The organism is Psychrobacillus syltrankelensis, from assembly GCF_055454035.1.
Genome location: NZ_CM144227.1, coordinates 349,326 through 365,204, shown reverse-complemented (window position 1 = coordinate 365,204; position 15,879 = coordinate 349,326). Strand labels below are relative to the sequence as shown.

General features: G+C 34.8%; 20 protein-coding genes. 2 read left to right on the top strand and 18 right to left on the bottom strand.

Annotated elements, in window-relative coordinates; translation table 11 throughout:
- Positions 1-32 precede the first annotated feature (32 nt).
- The 11 genes from ACTSKG_RS01805 to ACTSKG_RS01755 form a co-directional block, all read right to left on the bottom strand.
- Positions 33-596 carry a ComE operon protein 2 gene (locus ACTSKG_RS01805; RefSeq protein ID WP_464756451.1) on the bottom strand — a complete coding sequence of 188 codons (564 nt, stop codon included), beginning with the start codon at positions 594-596 and terminating at the stop codon, positions 33-35.
- 71 nt (positions 597-667) lie between these two features.
- The gene (locus tag ACTSKG_RS01800) at positions 668-1,288 is read right to left on the bottom strand and encodes a helix-hairpin-helix domain-containing protein (protein WP_464756450.1); all 621 of its coding nucleotides are present in this window, start codon (positions 1,286-1,288) and stop codon (positions 668-670) included.
- Positions 1,289-1,359: 71 nt separating this feature from the next.
- Positions 1,360-2,097 (bottom strand): class I SAM-dependent DNA methyltransferase, encoded by a 738-nt coding sequence (locus tag ACTSKG_RS01795; RefSeq protein ID WP_464756449.1) that lies wholly within the window; start codon positions 2,095-2,097, stop codon positions 1,360-1,362.
- Positions 2,097-2,447 carry a ribosome silencing factor gene (gene rsfS / locus ACTSKG_RS01790; protein ID WP_464756448.1) on the bottom strand — a complete coding sequence of 117 codons (351 nt, stop codon included), beginning with the start codon at positions 2,445-2,447 and terminating at the stop codon, positions 2,097-2,099. Before rsfS ends, ACTSKG_RS01795 begins: the two co-directional genes overlap by 1 nt.
- Complete coding sequence (yqeK, locus tag ACTSKG_RS01785) at positions 2,444-3,019, bottom strand: bis(5'-nucleosyl)-tetraphosphatase (symmetrical) YqeK (protein WP_464756447.1); 576 nt, start codon at positions 3,017-3,019, stop codon at positions 2,444-2,446. Before yqeK ends, rsfS begins: the two co-directional genes overlap by 4 nt.
- Positions 3,006-3,581 carry a nicotinate-nucleotide adenylyltransferase gene (locus ACTSKG_RS01780; RefSeq protein WP_464756446.1) on the bottom strand — a complete coding sequence of 192 codons (576 nt, stop codon included), beginning with the start codon at positions 3,579-3,581 and terminating at the stop codon, positions 3,006-3,008. Before ACTSKG_RS01780 ends, yqeK begins: the two co-directional genes overlap by 14 nt.
- The gene (gene yhbY, locus ACTSKG_RS01775; protein ID WP_464756445.1) at positions 3,578-3,883 is read right to left on the bottom strand and encodes a ribosome assembly RNA-binding protein YhbY; all 306 of its coding nucleotides are present in this window, start codon (positions 3,881-3,883) and stop codon (positions 3,578-3,580) included. Before yhbY ends, ACTSKG_RS01780 begins: the two co-directional genes overlap by 4 nt.
- A complete protein-coding gene (aroE, locus tag ACTSKG_RS01770) occupies positions 3,870-4,700 on the bottom strand; it encodes a shikimate dehydrogenase (protein ID WP_464756444.1) in 831 nt (276 codons plus the stop codon). Before aroE ends, yhbY begins: the two co-directional genes overlap by 14 nt.
- Before the next feature lie 12 nt (positions 4,701-4,712).
- Positions 4,713-5,816, bottom strand: coding sequence for a ribosome biogenesis GTPase YqeH (gene yqeH / locus ACTSKG_RS01765; protein ID WP_464756443.1), 1,104 nt, complete (start codon positions 5,814-5,816; stop codon positions 4,713-4,715).
- Positions 5,813-6,334, bottom strand: a complete 522-nt coding sequence (locus tag ACTSKG_RS01760) for a YqeG family HAD IIIA-type phosphatase (RefSeq protein ID WP_464756442.1) — start codon at positions 6,332-6,334, stop codon at positions 5,813-5,815. Before ACTSKG_RS01760 ends, yqeH begins: the two co-directional genes overlap by 4 nt.
- A gap of 84 nt (positions 6,335-6,418) precedes the next feature.
- Positions 6,419-7,201, bottom strand: coding sequence for a phosphatidylserine decarboxylase (locus ACTSKG_RS01755; protein ID WP_464756441.1), 783 nt, complete (start codon positions 7,199-7,201; stop codon positions 6,419-6,421).
- Between the two features lie 88 nt (positions 7,202-7,289).
- Here ACTSKG_RS01755 and pssA point away from each other — a divergent pair, with 88 nt between their 5' ends.
- Together pssA and sigK are read left to right on the top strand one after the other, a co-directional pair.
- Entirely contained in the window at positions 7,290-7,826 is a 537-nt protein-coding gene (pssA, locus tag ACTSKG_RS01750) for a CDP-diacylglycerol--serine O-phosphatidyltransferase (protein WP_464756440.1), read from the top strand.
- Positions 7,827-7,996: 170 nt separating this feature from the next.
- Complete coding sequence (sigK, locus tag ACTSKG_RS01745; RefSeq protein WP_464757941.1) at positions 7,997-8,722, top strand: RNA polymerase sporulation sigma factor SigK; 726 nt, start codon at positions 7,997-7,999, stop codon at positions 8,720-8,722.
- Positions 8,723-8,929: 207 nt separating this feature from the next.
- Here the strand turns inward: sigK and mtnN are convergent, their stop codons facing one another.
- The 7 genes from mtnN to ACTSKG_RS01710 form a co-directional block, all read right to left on the bottom strand.
- Positions 8,930-9,622, bottom strand: coding sequence for a 5'-methylthioadenosine/S-adenosylhomocysteine nucleosidase (gene mtnN / locus ACTSKG_RS01740; RefSeq protein ID WP_464756439.1), 693 nt, complete (start codon positions 9,620-9,622; stop codon positions 8,930-8,932).
- A 250-nt stretch (positions 9,623-9,872) separates the two neighbouring features.
- On the bottom strand, positions 9,873-10,556 hold the full coding sequence (locus tag ACTSKG_RS01735; RefSeq protein WP_464756438.1) for a YrrS family protein: 684 nt from the start codon (positions 10,554-10,556) through the stop codon (positions 9,873-9,875).
- Positions 10,557-11,649: 1,093 nt separating this feature from the next.
- On the bottom strand, positions 11,650-12,123 hold the full coding sequence (gene greA, locus ACTSKG_RS01730) for a transcription elongation factor GreA (protein WP_387583976.1): 474 nt from the start codon (positions 12,121-12,123) through the stop codon (positions 11,650-11,652).
- 112 nt (positions 12,124-12,235) lie between these two features.
- On the bottom strand, positions 12,236-12,874 hold the full coding sequence (udk, locus tag ACTSKG_RS01725; RefSeq protein ID WP_464756437.1) for a uridine kinase: 639 nt from the start codon (positions 12,872-12,874) through the stop codon (positions 12,236-12,238).
- Complete coding sequence (locus tag ACTSKG_RS01720; protein ID WP_464756436.1) at positions 12,874-14,145, bottom strand: peptidase U32 family protein; 1,272 nt, start codon at positions 14,143-14,145, stop codon at positions 12,874-12,876. The genes udk and ACTSKG_RS01720 overlap by 1 nt, the downstream gene beginning before the upstream one ends.
- A gap of 84 nt (positions 14,146-14,229) precedes the next feature.
- Entirely contained in the window at positions 14,230-15,159 is a 930-nt protein-coding gene (locus tag ACTSKG_RS01715) for a peptidase U32 family protein (protein WP_464756435.1), read from the bottom strand.
- A 4-nt stretch (positions 15,160-15,163) separates the two neighbouring features.
- On the bottom strand, positions 15,164-15,799 hold the full coding sequence (locus ACTSKG_RS01710; protein ID WP_464756434.1) for an O-methyltransferase: 636 nt from the start codon (positions 15,797-15,799) through the stop codon (positions 15,164-15,166).
- Positions 15,800-15,879 lie beyond the last annotated feature (80 nt).

The following is a 15,879-nucleotide window of genomic DNA, read 5'->3' as shown; positions in this document are numbered from 1 at the left end:
TATGGCTAGATATATTAAGTTTCCTGTTAAATCTATAACCCGAATAATTCTGTCACCTTCGTTTCATAAGGCTCCAACTCTTCTATACTTGCTCCTTTCTCACGAAGTTTTGATATTAACTCCATATAAAGGGCAACTTTTTCGTCACTTAAAAAGTCAATTTTACGTTCGTCAAAAGGCACTTGTATAATCTCAACATTTGCTTGACTTAATAATTTCAAGGCATATTCGTTATTTTTATAATTTTGTGCGTAGTAAAGTCGAGATATTCCTGCTTGAATAATCGATTTTGTACAAGGTAAACAAGGAAAGTGTGTGACATATAAATCAGCGCCACTAACTGAAATACCATACTTTGCGCATTGCAAAAGAGCGTTCATCTCCGCATGAACCGTACGTACACAATGATTATCAACAACATAACAACCATGATCGATACAGTGGTCTCCTCCTGAAATTGAACCATTGTATCCACCAGCCATAATTCGACGGTCACGAACTATTGTTGCACCTACAGCTAATCGAGTACAAGTGCTTCTTAACGCAAGTAAATGGCTTTGTGCCATGAAAAATTGGTCCCAAGTAATACGCTCCATATAACTACCTCCATAACTAATACTCCTCTTAGTTTAGTAGCTTGACCATTCAAACGTCAATAACACAATATTTATTTTACAGTAATAAGAGATTCTAGTTTGTCGTAAGTTTTTTTACCTATTCCAGTAACCTTCATAAGATCGTGAGTTTCTTTAAATAAACCCGAATCATTTCGATAAGTAATAATCGCCTCTGCTTTTGCGGGGCCAATACCAGGTAAAGTTGTGAGTAGAATTGCATCTGCAATATTTATATTTACTAGGTTGGAATTCTCTGTTATTGAACCTTGAAGCTGTTCTACTTCTTCCCCCTCTATAGGTACGTAGATAACCATCTCATCTTCAACTTTTTGAGCATGATTAATAGTTTTACTGTCACTTATTGGCAAATAGCCTCCTGCAAGTTCTATAGCTTTTAAGACGCGATCTCCTAAAGAAAGTTCATATACTCCTGGTTTCATAACAGCACCTTTGACTTCGACAAATAGCATTTGGTCCTCTTCATATTCAGTTGATATTACTTGTTCTTGAATTGTTTCATGGAATGGGATTGGTTGTATTGCATCAGCCGTGGGATTGGCTGAATTGAATTGGGATTGATAAATGAAGATAATGACACCCAAGGTAACTGTCGTTGGGAGCAACAGTTTTTTCTTGTATTTCTGAAAAAATGAAAAAACCAGAAATATCATCCTCTCTAGATAAGAGGTAAATCATATGGAGTTAAACCAACTATACTAAATTTACCTCTTAAATGAAAGGACTATTTTATTGCGTGGACAAATAATCTCTCAACTTCATTTTCTGACTCTTCCTCAAAAATAGAAGTAGAAACCGATACGGAGGTGAAACCTATCTTTTTTAAAAGATTTTCATACGACTCTAATGGAAATGACCTCTGATAGTGAGACTCTTCAAAACGTTCATAATAACCACTCTCATCTTTCACAAAAAAAGAAATGTCATGATAAATTGAATGTCTTTCGTCCCCTATCTCCGTATTCCAAATATATGCAACCTGATCATCCTCATATGTAAATGGACCGTTTGGAAATATTTCATCCATTTTATAAAGTGAGTGTACGTCAAAAAATAAATGACCACCTTCAATTAGAGAATGAAAAACATGTTGAAAGGTTTGTTCAACCTCTTGAAGTGTCTCAAGGTAATTTAATGAATCAATAGCAATAACTGCTATATCCATTTCCTCAATTCCATCCATTTCGGCCATTGATTGGCAAATATACGAAATGGATAAATGGTTTTCCATACTGCGATTTTGGGCAACTGTTAGCATAGATTCGGATAAATCAACACCAATAACTTCATAACCCGCCTTTGCAAATTGCACGCTTAATACTCCCGTACCGCATCCAATATCAACTAATTTATTTCCCGCAGAAGCGGGTGCTTTTTTTTGCACCCATTCCGCGTATTTTGCATAAGGTATATCTGACATCAATCGATCATATATAAACGCAAACTGGTCGTACATAGCCATTATGCATCTAATCCTACTTCGATCATTGGTGCATCTCCCCAAAGACGTTCTAAGTTATAATAAGAACGCTCATCTTTATGGAAGATATGTGCAACTACGTCTCCCATATCAACTAAAATCCATCTTGCCTCATCAAAACCTTCTAAACGTTTTACATTATATCCAGCGATACTTGCTTGTTCTGAAAGTTCTTTAGCGATGGCTTGCACTTGTCGATCTGAACTTGCATGACAGATTAAAAAATAATCCGCAAGTAGCGATACACCTTGCATATTTAGTACGACAATATCGTCTGCACGTTTATCGTCGGCTGCTTTATAAGCTATTTCTAATAATTTTGAAGAATTCATTCCTTCACTTTTCCTCTCTTTTGTATCAGATCATTATAACAATGAAATGAGTCCGGAAAAACCGGTTGTTTTTTTTCTATCAAAAATGTAATGCTATGTGTTACGCAACTAATCATTGCTTCACCTAAGTCTATTTTCGCTTTCTCTCTTAACACATCTATCCCTGGAAAGCTACGACTCGGTTCTATCATATCTGAAATATAAATAATCTTCTCTAAATTGGACATCCCCGCTCTTCCAGTTGTATGAAATCGAATGGCTTGAAGGATGTCCTCGTCATCGAAATGAAACTCCTTTTTGGCAACAACACTTCCAACGGGACCATGCCACAACTCATGATGGAATGATAAAAGGAGTGGGTCTAAATGTTCGGAAATAATCATTTGTTTAAGCCAATCATAATTTGCAAATTTCACAACATCATGAAGGATTCCAGCAATTTCTGCCTTTTCTTGGTCTTCTCCATATTTCTCTGCTAAATGAATAGCTGTTGTTGCTACACCTTTTGTATGCTCAAATCGCTTAAGCGGCATACGGTCTTTTATTTGTTCTAGAAGATTATCGTATTTCATATAACTTCTCCTTTTGAATGAAATCTCTAACTAACTCAGGAATAAGAAACTTCGTTGTTTTTCCATTCTTTAGTCGATTTCGTACAAGCGTTGAAGATAATTCAATTTGAGGGATCTCCAATTTAATAATAGGATATGCAGTTTCAAGCGAAGTATTTGGTCTAGGAATTCCAATAATTTGTACTTTTTTAAGAAGCTCATCTATTCGATACCAATTAGGTAAATATTCGACCTGATCTCCACCAATAATAAAATAAAATGTTGAATTTGGCTCTCTCGCTTGTAACAATTCCATCGTGTCAAAGGTATAGGATGTTCCTCCACGATCCAATTCAATCGTTTCAACAACCATCTTATCTACATCTTTTATTGCTAGTTCGACCATTTTTAGCCTTTGAGCTTTTGTAACATGCTCGTCCTCTTTTTTGTGAGGGGGAGTAGCATTAGGCATAAATCTCAATTCATCCAAATCCCGTGCATATAACACTTCGTTCGCAATAATTAAATGACCTATATGTGGTGGATTAAAGGTTCCACCTAAAATCCCTACTTTTTTACTCATGCACGACTCGCTTTAGGAAGCTCGATTCTTTTATTATTTTTCGATGGTTTATATAATACTACCGTTAAGCCGATTAACTGCACTAGTTCTGCCTTAGTACCTTTTGCAAGCGCTTCTGCTACATCGTGCTTTTCGTCTTCACAGCTTTGTAAAATACTTATTTTAATCAGTTCACGAACTTCAAGTGCTTCGCCGATTTGTTTAATCATTGCATCATTTACTCCACCTTTACCTACTTGGAAAATTGGTGATAAATGATGCGCTTCACTGCGCAAAAATCTTTTTTGTTTACCTGTTAACATAACTTCCTCCTAATTGTTCCATTAATTGTGCCATCATTTTATCTGTATTTGGATTTATTCCGTTCCAATAAGAAAAAGCGATCGCTCCTTGATGAACAAGCATTCCTAATCCATTTACTGTTCGAACTTTGTGTTTACCTGCTTCCTTTAAAAAAGGGGTAACTAAAGGATTATATACAATATCTGCAACAATTGCATGCTCTTTTATATTATTTAGTTTAATTGGCAACGTATTTTCTTGATTTTTCATCCCTTGGGGGGTCGTTTGAATAATAATATCATAAGCATACAATCGATTTTCAGCCTCTTCCAAGGAAACAGCTTGTCCAATCTGTAGATCATTCACTAATCTTTTCGCATTTATTTGTGTTCGATTGGCAAAAGATATATTCGTAAAACCAGATTGCTTTAATGCATGTGCAATTCCTCTTGCTGCTCCTCCAGCTCCAACAAAAAGGATTTGATGGTCAGTATGAATTGGTCCAAGGGATTGAATAAAACCAAATCCATCCGTATTATACCCAATAAATCGGTTATCTTCCGTTTTTACAACAGTATTCACTGCGCCAATGCCTTCTGCAGAAATGTCTATCTCGTCTAAGTAAGGAATTATTTCATTTTTATAAGGAACCGTAACATTCCAACCACTGCATCCCAAAAGCTTAAGAGCTTCTACTGTTTCCTTTAAATTATCTTTCTCTACATGGATTGGAATATAGCTAGCATCAATATTATTTTCTTGAAGCCAGGTTTCATGCATATAGGGAGATAAGGAGTGAGCTATGGGATTACCAATAACCGCAAACCATTTTTTCATATTAAACCCCTCCTAAATTAGCGATGGACGAATAGAAACTTCCACTCCAGCTGGCGCATGTGCAGCAATTATTACATCTCCATGTTGAACTGTAATCCAACCAAGACCAGAAAATACAATGTCTGTTTTTGGATTCTTTATCTTAAATTCATGTCTTACTAAAGGAGGCAGTAAATCCACAAATTGTTCAGATGGTGGAGATAATAACTTTCCTTTATGCTCTTTATATAAGTTATCTGCGTTGTCTAGTTTTGTACGATGGATTGGAATATCATTTGCAATATGACAAGTAAATGCAGATCTCTTTCCTTTAATGAAATCAAAACGAGATAAACCACCTAAGAAAAGAGTTTGTTCGCTATTTAATTGGAACACTTTTGGCTTTATTTCTTTTTTTGGTGTTATGAATTTAAGTTCAGACGGATCTAAGAAATGTGCCATTTGATGGTGATTGATAATGCCAGGTGTATCATATAACGCTTTCGTATCATCTAAAGGAATTTCAATCATATCAAGGGTTGTACCTGGGAAATGAGAAGTTGTAATAACTGCATCCTCTCCAGTGGCATGTTTAATAATTCGATTGATAAACGTTGACTTTCCAACATTTGTACAACCTACAACATAAACATTTTCTCCTTTTCGATAATGTTCGATTGCTTCTATAGCTTCCGGCATCCCTGTTCCTTTATGAGCACTTACAAAAAGTACGTCAATTGGAGAAAGACCTAATTTTTTCGCTTCTTGCTTCATCCAGTTAATCACTTTATTCTTTTTCACTGATTTTGGAAGTAAATCTGCTTTATTAGCGATTAAAAGAATTGGGTTGTTACCGACAAAACGGTGTAAACCTGGTAGCCAACTTCCATTAAAATCGAAAATATCTACAATCTTAACGATTAATCCTTTTTGCTTTCCTAATCCATTTAATATGCGTAAAAAGTCATCATCCGTTAAAGAAACCGGCTGTAGTTCATTATAATTTTTTAGTCTAAAACAACGCTGGCAAATGATAAGATCTTTTTCTAGCGACGATACTGGTGCATAACCAGGATCTCCTATATTTTCTGTTTGAATTATTGTACCGCAACCGATACACTTTGGTGCTTCTGTCACTCTTCTTCCTCCCATGTAACTTGCCCTTTTTTATCCAAATAACGGAAAATTCTCCGTTCTACTAGACGGTTAAATTTCGTAATAAATCCATCCGATTTTGCAACCGGAATTACCAGAATCGTGTGTAGTTTTTGTCTGTTCCCACCAAAAACATCGGTTAAAAGTTGATCACCGATAACTACTACTTCCTCTTTTTTTACGGACATAAGTTCCAATGCATGTCTAAATGCTTTTCCTAAAGGTTTTCTTGCTTTATAAATAAAAGGAATTCCTAGGGGATCTGCAAAAGACTTGACTCGCATTTCCTTATTATTAGAAACAATAATTATTTGAATACCTGCAGCTTTCATGTTTGCAAACCATTCAATTAGTTTAGGAGTCGCATCAGGACGATCCCATTCAACTAATGTATTATCTAAGTCCGTAATAATGCCTTTTATGCCTTTTTCTTTTAAAAGTTCAGGTGTAATGTGAAAGACACTCCTCACAAATTCACTAGGTATAAAAAATTGATACAACGACTAACACTCCAATTCGGTACTTATATTTAAGTGTAAAATTTTACAAATCTCAAGACGCTTGCGCTTCGCTTTTCCTAACGATTATAGCATATTTGCTACTAACTCACCCATTTGGATAAACTGACCTTCTTTAATAGAGGAAGTAAATTCTATGCTTTCCTCTGAAAAAAGCATAACTACTGTCGAACCAAACGAAAAGAAGCCCACTTCCTCGCCTTTTGACCATTCTTTTGATGTATTTGTAAGCTCAATGGAATTAACAAACATAGCACCTACTTTAATGAAAAAACAGTTTTTCATATTGGGCATTTCTATTTCGGTAAGTAAACGATAATTACCACTAATAGTGTTTTTTCCATACTGGAGACCCCATTGATTTACTGGATATGATTTATTTCCTAGAATGTATTGTCGAAGAACCTTGCCGTCTGAAGGCGCATGGATACGATGATATTCAGCGGGACTAAGATATAAAACAATATACTTACCATTTACATACTCATTTGCTAGTTTTTCAGATCCAAGCATATCATGTAAAGTATAAGATTTACCTTTTACTAGAAAAATTCCGTCAGGTGTTATATCACCGAACTTTTCTACTTTTGCATCCACTGGACTTACAACCGCACTCTGTTGTTTCGCAATAGGTCTAGATTCTGGATGTACATTTCGAACAAAAAATTCATGCAAGGAAGAAAATTCATGGACATCTTTCGATAATTCTTGAATCGTTATATTAAAATATTTAATATAAGACGGTATTATCTTTTTACTCCATTTGGACTTTGCAAATCCTTTGATGACATGTGAAGACCACTTTCCGTTCGTTAATTCAATCATTGATTGGTATAATTTTTCTCTCATTTTAATCTCCCTATGAAAAATAACTTACAATTTTTTCTTAACCGAAGTATAATGAACAAAGATAATATTTGTAAAGGAGTGATTTGCAATGTATTTAAACGTTATGACAAATACCGTAAAAAAATTGAAATCACAGGCAGCTAACATGATTACTATTGCTAATCTTGCTTTTGGTGGAGCAGCAATTATGGCAACAATGAATGGTCATTACACATATAGTGTGTTATTTATATTTGTAGCTGGTCTACTAGATCGTTTTGATGGTATGGTTGCTAGGAAGTTTCACTTGGAATCTGAATTAGGTAAACAACTCGATTCCATGAGCGACATTATCTCATTTGGAGTTGCTCCTGCATTACTTTTATATGCATTAGTATTAAAAGACTTTAGTGTTGCTGGAATGATTATCACTGTTATTTATATAGCTTGTGGCGGTTTTAGACTTGCTCGATTTAATATTTCAGAACCTAATGGGTTTTTCACAGGTCTTCCAATTACTGTAGCTGGCGTTATATTAACACTTTCTTATTTTGCTATCAATTACGTCCCATCAGTATCCTATATGTTCTTGTTTATTTTACTTGCATTCTTAATGATTAGCACGTTTACCCTCCGAAAAGTCTAAAATATTTTTTCAATCTAAAACGACTTTACTATCAGTCGTTTTTTTTGTTTTCTTTTTTTCCCACAAACTTTGATTTTCCATACTTCTTATATGCTCTCGGTAGTGCTCATACGTTCTATTCCCTCAATATTCGACATACAATAAAGTATAAATAGATGGAGGTGGACACAATCTCTGGTATCTTTACTGCCTTTATGAGCATGGTCTCAGAACTTCCGCTTGTTCTCGGATATCTGAAAGGTCAGGCATTCCATCAGCCTTTAACACCTGAAGAAGAGAAGGTGATGATTGATCGATTTCTAGCAGGTGATTTGACAGCAAGAGATGAACTTATAGAAAGAAATATGAGATTAGTAGCACATGTAGTTAAAAAATTTCATCCTAAACATGAGCTTCTTGATGATTATATATCAATAGGAACTATTGGGTTGATGAAAGCTGTAAATAGTTATACACCAACAAAAAAAACAAAACTAGCTACTTATGCAGCTAGATGCATTGAAAATGAAATACTTATGTATTTAAGATCATTAAAAAAAGTTCAAAAAGACGTCTCTTTACATGAACCGATTGGAACTGATAAAGATGGACATTCTTTAGAAATTACTGATTTGCTACAAGGAATTGAAAAAAGTACTGATGAACAACTAGTTGATCAAGAAGATATGAATAGATTATATAAGCATTTATCCAGTTTAGAAAAGCGTGAACTAGAAATAATTGTACGCCGCTACGGTCTCTTAGGATATCAACCAATGACCCAAAAAGAGATATCGAAGCAATTAAAAATTTCAAGAAGTTATGTCTCTAGAATTGAGAAGCGTGCTCTCGTAAAACTATATCAATCCTATATACATGAAAAAAACTCTTTTGATGTTAACACCAAAAGAGCTTAGAAAATTAATCTTCGCTAGTTTCTGCTATCATAATAAAAGCTAATACTGCAGTAATCAAAATAGACATTGCCATGATAAAAATCACAATATCCCTCCTAAAAATTATAATGAAAGCGGTAATATAATTCCATCATAACATAAGTATGAACATCCATGACAAAAACTTTTATAAGTTAATCTTCATTTCAATTAAACTTTTCTCAGCAATTATATTTTTTCTAAAACGTTCAAAACAATTTCAGTTGAATGTTTTGCAGCAACAGGTAAAAATTCATCAAAACTAATAGAAGACTCTTTTCCCGCAATATCAGATAAAGCTCGGATTACTACAAAAGGCACATCAAATTGATGACATACTTGTGCTACTGCTGCTGCTTCCATTTCACACGCTTTCATTAGAGGGAAATTATTACGAACTTCTTCCACCTTCTCTGGGTTATGCATAAAAATATCACCTGTAGCAATTAAACCCGTTGCTGATTGATGCCCCCCTATTTCTAGTACTGCCTCTTCAGCAAGTTTCATTAATTTGTTATTCGCTTTAAAAGCTGCCGGGAGCAATGGTACTTGACCTATTTCGTACCCAAATGCAGTAACATCCACATCATGATGACGAACTTCATCAGAGATAACTATAGCTCCGACTTCTAAAGTTGGATCATACCCACCCGCAGAACCCGTATTAATCACATAATCTGGTTTAAATTCATTTAACAATATTGTTGTCGTCATCGCAGCGTTTACTTTTCCAATACCACTTTTCAATAAGATGACCTCATGTTTTTTATATGTACCAACTGTAAATTCACTATTGGCTATAATAGTTGTCTCCGCATTTTCGATTTCTTCTCTTAATAATTCTACTTCCTGTTCCATAGCTCCAATAACTGCAATTTTCATGTTGCTTCCACCTTTCATCACTTACGCCTTGGTTTAACTAAGTCCAGGTTTTAAAATAAACACATTTAAAATCTGCGACAATCACCTTATACTTTAAATTAATTCAGAGGGTTTTACCCCAAAATGACATACCTAAATGCATTCATCCAGTCTTAGAATTTTTGATATTTGCGGTATAGCGCATCACTAAAATATTACTGAATCATGAAAAAAGCACTCCTTCTAAAATAAGTCAAAGACGCCTCTTTCGTCAAGAGGCGCCATCTAGTGATTTTAGTTTTTCTTTTTTCGTAGGTTTCCAGCCTTGTCCTTCTATCCACTCTAATTGAACTCTGTAAATTTCCTTACCATCTTTAGATGTAACTGTACCAACTGATTTCTGTGGGCTTCCTCCGTTACCTAAAAACTTTACATACATATTTTCAGAATCCAGTCCAGTACCATAAGATAGCGCTTGTATTTTTTCTGCCCAGTCAACAGAGTGACTATCATAGTTAGAAACATGCTCACCTGTTTGGGTTGTACCTATTGGCTTCCAATTAGGATCAATTACAGTTTCTTCCACATTGGGATTATCAGATTGTTCATTAATAACTTGTGAACTTTCTTGATCTGTGGAAGTTTCAGAATCTGAAGTGATTTGGTCTTCTTTTGCTACTTCCTCTTCAACAGGATTCTCTTCATCTGAATTAGTAACTTTCTCTTCGTTTGATGAAGTATTAGAATTAACTTCTTCTGACTTTACTTCTTCCTTATTTGTTGTTTTGTTTTCTTCTTTGGCTGTTTCCGGACCTTTATCCGTTACTATATTTACGACTACTATAATAATTAAAAGTAAAACTACTCCTATTAGAATATTTATGATAGTATTTCCTTTTTTCTTACGATTTTTTTTGTTTAATCTGGAATTTGGTCTTTGATTATAATTTGACATAGTTTTCCCCCTTAATGAATCTGTATAATTTATTAGACGAACAGTAGGTTTAAATTGTTTCATAAGAAAAGAGCAAGTGTCCTTTATGTTCATTTTGTCATCACCGTTTCCAGAGTGCTATGGACGAAACATTGGCGACATCATTACCGTTAGAGTAATCTTGCGGCAGGTGTTTGTCTGTCGACCTCTTGAAATTTGTGAGGACATGATGCGTTTGGTTTGACTAATTATAGAAAAAATACTTCCCTACTCTTTTAAATGCTTCCGAAGATACAATTTCGGAAGCTCTTCACTTCTTTTTCGGTAGATACTTTCTATTTTTTTCTCTGGTTCCGCTTGCCATATGGATAAGCAAAAGAAAGAGCCAGTTCATTATTTCGACGAAGCATATTGTCTTTGTAATTTTTCCTGTTGATTGGAGCGGAAGGTGGCGACTCCAAGGGGATTAGCAAGTAAATCAAGACCCTAGACTGAGCATTCAATTGTTTAAAGTCTAAGAGCGCCACATCGTGTGGCTACGCATTTGGGATCAACGTTGTGTTGGTCCCAAGCGGCTTGATGCTTGCCCCCTGTAAAGCGTCCGCCTGCAGCGGAAATCAACTTGTTCATGGCATAAAATTTTTATTCTTTCATAATCGAATCAATTTCACAATTCAAATCTAGAGATAAAACACGAACAATTTTAAAGTGAAATGCTGAAAACGTATAATATCCGTTTCATAAAACAGCATAATTTCCGCTATCGGCGGACGCTTTCCGCGGGGTGAGCGATGAGCCATCACCGCCGCATTCGCGTCGTTGCGATGTCTCATCTGTCTCACTCATCCCGCTGGAGTCGCCGCCTGTCGCTCCAATCAATAAGTTAAGTATTGTTCGTGTTTTAGTATTTTAATGCTATTTATGAAATTGATTCAATCTTCAAAAAAATGACTGTAGACAAACTCATTTTTTATCGAGTTTGTCTACAGTCAGAGGTAAAGAAAAAGTTTACCTTTTAAATAGTGAAAAATATCTAAATGAGTTAGAAAACCTAACAAATGAAAACGCTCTCATCATTATGTTTCCTGACAATTACATTTACTATTTCTCAAAATTAAGATATTGAAATAATTTGAACATCCATTTCTCCACCAGGAGTAGTTATCTTTACTTTATCTCCAGTAGATTTTCCAAGTAAACCTTTTGCAATAGGTGAATCATTTGATATAAGTCCCTCTAGAGGGTCTGCTTCAGCTGAACCAACAATTGTATAAGATTCTTCGTCCCCATCAGGAATTTCAATAAATGTTACCGTTTTTCCTAATGAAACTACATCATTATTTTCTTCTTCTTCAATAATTACCGCATTTCGAATCATTGATTCGATTGTAGAAATTCTACCTTCTACAAAAGCTTGATCTTCTTTAGCAGAATCGTACTCAGAGTTCTCCGATAGATCGCCAAAGCTTCTTGCAATTTTAATACGTTCCACTACTTCTTTACGTTTAACCGTTTTTAAAAGTTCTAATTCATCTTCTAACTTCTTTTTACCAGCAACGGTCATTGGATATTGTTTCTCTGTTGACACTCCCATACACTCCTTTAAATACACACTTAAAACCTTTTCATGTAACATTCATATGCTAAGATTTATAATGATATGAATTTCATGAAATAATTGTCAATCCACAATCATCATATTATACAATAACGTCAGTTTCAAGAATAGTTTTTATTTTTGTAACCATTAAATCTATTGCAACCTCATTTTGCCCACCTTCTGGGATTATAACATCTGCATATCGCTTGGTTGGTTCAATAAATTGATTATGCATCGGACGAACGACATTAATGTACTGTTCAACAACTGAATCCACCGTGCGGCCTCGCTCATTAATATCACGTAAAATACGGCGAATAATACGTAAATCAGAATCAGTGTCTACAAATAATTTTATATCCATCAGATTTCGAAGTCGCTCATCTTCTAAAACTAAAATTCCTTCTAAAATTATTACATCTTGCGGCTCAATTCTAATTGTTTCTGTCGAACGAGTATGTTGTGCATAATCATATACGGGCTTATCTACTGCTATATTATTTAACAAATTATGAATGTGCTCTATAAGTAAGTCATTATCAAAAGCAAGAGGATGATCATAGTTTGTGTTTAATCGCTCTTCAAATTTTAAATGACTTTGATCTTTATAATAATAATCTTGCTCTATTACAACAACAGAATGGTTTTTAAAAACTTCACTAATTGCGTTCGTTACACTCGTTTTACCAGAACCTGAACCACCAGTAATCCCAATAATAAGAGGGGTTCTATTAGACATTATTTCATCCCTTTTCTCATCATATTATTTGGATACAATTTCACCGGACATTTGAATTGTATTATTTCTAAAGGATGTCTTGCTGCATCCAGCACTTGTCCTTTTTTATTCATTATTTCTCCCATTATTAAACGGACATTTTCTGTTTCTGGTCCAAAAAATTCAACTTCATCTCCAGGTTTAAAGAAATTACGTTGCTGCAAAGTAACTATTTGGGTTTCATCATTATAATCTAGTACAAGACCTACAAAATCAAATCCTAGTTTTTTATCATGTACCCCATACATTTGTTGTTCGAAACCTGGTTCTCCTTCAAAAAATGCTGTATCCGTTTCACGATTAGCGCATTTTTCAAGCTCTTCTAACCATTCTTTTCGCATTTGGAAGTTTTCAGGATCTTCACAGTATACATCAATTACTTTACGATAAACACTCACGACAGTCGCAATATAGTGAATAGATTTCATGCGACCCTCGATTTTGAGTGAATCAATACCAAGTTCAATCATTCTCGGTATGGATTCCACCAGCTTTAAATCTTTTGGACTCATTGCAAACGGAACGTCATTCACTTCAAATAATGCTTGTTCCTCACCGTTTTGTTCCTCATACAAATCATAATCCCAACGACATGATTGACAGCAACCACCTCGATTAGAATCACGAGCAGTCATATGATTAGAAAGTGTACATCTACCACTGTAAGCAATGCACATTGCCCCGTGAATAAATGTTTCAATTTCAATATCTACTTTCTCTTTCATTAGTTGTATTTCATCGCCGCTTGTCTCCCGTGCTAACACTACACGATGTAAACCCTCTTCTTTCCAATATTGAACAGCTTTCCAATTGGATAAGGATTGTTGTGTACTCAAATGAATTTCTAATTTTGGAGCAGAGTTTCGACATGTTTCAATTATTAATGGATCCGCCACAATGATACCAGTAACTCCTGCAGACTCAATAGCTTGTAAATATTCTCCCAAGCCATCCATATTTTCATTATGGGCAAATATATTAGTCGTCACATAAATTTTTGCTCCATAACGATTAGCAAATTCCACTCCTAATCGCATTTCTTCAATTGAAAAATTTCCCGCATTCGATCGAAGACCAAATTCTTGCCCACCAATAAAAACAGCATCTGCACCATAATGGACAGCAACTTTCAACTTTTCTAAATTCCCTGCTGGAGCTAATAGTTCTGGCTTTTTGGTAATCACTCGTTTGCCACCAATTAGCTCACTTATTTTATCTATTTTTGTTGTCACACGGTACCTTCCCTTTCTTAACTGACAAGAAAGTTAATCTTTTCATTCAGTCATTGTCGAGTTTCCTAGCATTTCTCACTCAACTTAATACACTGTTTCTTTAAAGAAAAATCCAGTATCAAGTGGTCTTAGTGGAGGTTGCATTTCTTCAATTTTCTTGTAGAGTTCTTTTTTTATTTCTTTATAAGCTGAATGAGAAACATAATAAGCATCGATTGCTTGACGATAATAACTCGTAATTGTAGTAACATATGCCGGGTTATGTAAAATTCCATCAATTTTTAAACTATCAATTTCAGCATCTAAAAGATCATCTAATTCATCAATCATGCACATATCGTTTGGACTAAAGATATGAGTGCCATTTTGATCTTCATAAATGGGGTACTTGTTCGAGCGCTCTTTATCATGCAAAAACATATTTTTATTTTTAGATCGATTTTCTATTTCCATCGCTTTATCTTGAAATAAAAAATAATTGCCGAGTAAAGCACGCTTCGATTGAAAAATACATGTCATTCCATGTACCTGAACTTCGATTTGCACTTGTGAATTTTCCTTAATTTCAATTATTTCATCTAGACTTAGTTCTCTCGCTAAAACTGCTCTTGATGCACCACGTTGTCCCCAGTAGTTTGCAGTAAAATAATTGGTCGCAGTTTGTTCTGTATTCCAGTGTAGAGGAATAGTCACCGCCGCTTCCCTTCTCGCAATAATGACAGAAGGATCACCAAAAACAATTGCATCTACACCAAATTCTTGCATTTTTTGCATATAGGGAGCCAGTCGATCTACTTTGTCATTATGAAAAAGTGCATTCATAGCTACATATATTTTTTTATTATGCTCTTTAGTTAATTTTGTTGCAACTTCAATATCTTCTACAGAAAATTCTCCAGCTAGACGCAATCCAAAAAACTGCTCACCTACTAAAAATGCATCTGCTCCTGCATCAATTAATTCTTTCATATGATTGATACTAGAAGGTGTAACTAAAAGTTCCGTCTTTTTCATTTTTTCACCTCTTAATACTGATTAACATGCCATCCCCAACTGGTAGAAATGCTGTGTCATAGTCAGAATGATTTAACAACCATTCTGTAAATTGATGTTGGTTTCGTACCATGGTTCTTTTCCTTCGAGGTACCTCAGTCATAGGAAGTTCTGATAACCCATTTAACAATAAATTATCACAATAAATAACGCCACCATCATTTAATAATGGTGCGTACTTTTCGAAAAACTTTTTATACTGTCCCTTTGCTGCGTCAATAAAGATAGCATCAAAGTGCATATTCTGAAACAAGTCATCGGAAATTTCTAGAGCATCTCCCTCAATCACTTGAATACGTTTTTGCAAATTCGCTCGTTCAATAAATTTGTTAGCAACTACTACTTTTTCTTTATCTCTTTCAATTGTAACAATACTGGTATTTTCTAGTTTAGATGCAATCCGCATAGAAGAATATCCGATAGCAGTGCCTAGTTCTAATATCGATTTAGGCTTTTGTAATGAAAGTAAATGAATTAATGATTCCATACCAGACAATTGCATAATCGGAACATGGTGATCCTTTGCGTATTGTTCCATTTCAATAAAAAGATCCGAACGAGGTTTTATAAGTTTCTTTAAATAATCTTCCTTTACTTCCATAACTGTTACCCCTTTTTAAATAAATCCATTACGTCATTGCGTAATCTTAGACGCAAGATATTTACAGTAAAACTTGTTCT

Coding starts and splice junctions, on each gene's coding strand:
- aroE (WP_464756444.1), bottom strand. CDS start 4,700: ATGAAAAAATGGTTTGCGGTTATTGGTAATCCCATAGCTCACTCCTTA.
- ACTSKG_RS01805 (WP_464756451.1), bottom strand. CDS start 596: ATGGAGCGTATTACTTGGGACCAATTTTTCATGGCACAAAGCCATTTA.
- mtnN (WP_464756439.1), bottom strand. CDS start 9,622: ATGAAAATTGCAGTTATTGGAGCTATGGAACAGGAAGTAGAATTATTA.
- rsfS (WP_464756448.1), bottom strand. CDS start 2,447: ATGAATTCTTCAAAATTATTAGAAATAGCTTATAAAGCAGCCGACGAT.
- ACTSKG_RS01710 (WP_464756434.1), bottom strand. CDS start 15,799: ATGGAAGTAAAGGAAGATTATTTAAAGAAACTTATAAAACCTCGTTCG.
- ACTSKG_RS01715 (WP_464756435.1), bottom strand. CDS start 15,159: ATGAAAAAGACGGAACTTTTAGTTACACCTTCTAGTATCAATCATATG.
- yqeK (WP_464756447.1), bottom strand. CDS start 3,019: ATGAAATACGATAATCTTCTAGAACAAATAAAAGACCGTATGCCGCTT.
- pssA (WP_464756440.1), top strand. CDS start 7,290: ATGTATTTAAACGTTATGACAAATACCGTAAAAAAATTGAAATCACAG.
- ACTSKG_RS01795 (WP_464756449.1), bottom strand. CDS start 2,097: ATGGCTATGTACGACCAGTTTGCGTTTATATATGATCGATTGATGTCA.
- yhbY (WP_464756445.1), bottom strand. CDS start 3,883: ATGTTAACAGGTAAACAAAAAAGATTTTTGCGCAGTGAAGCGCATCAT.
- udk (WP_464756437.1), bottom strand. CDS start 12,874: ATGTCTAATAGAACCCCTCTTATTATTGGGATTACTGGTGGTTCAGGT.
- ACTSKG_RS01735 (WP_464756438.1), bottom strand. CDS start 10,556: ATGTCAAATTATAATCAAAGACCAAATTCCAGATTAAACAAAAAAAAT.
- ACTSKG_RS01780 (WP_464756446.1), bottom strand. CDS start 3,581: ATGAGTAAAAAAGTAGGGATTTTAGGTGGAACCTTTAATCCACCACAT.
- ACTSKG_RS01755 (WP_464756441.1), bottom strand. CDS start 7,201: ATGAGAGAAAAATTATACCAATCAATGATTGAATTAACGAACGGAAAG.
- ACTSKG_RS01800 (WP_464756450.1), bottom strand. CDS start 1,288: ATGATATTTCTGGTTTTTTCATTTTTTCAGAAATACAAGAAAAAACTG.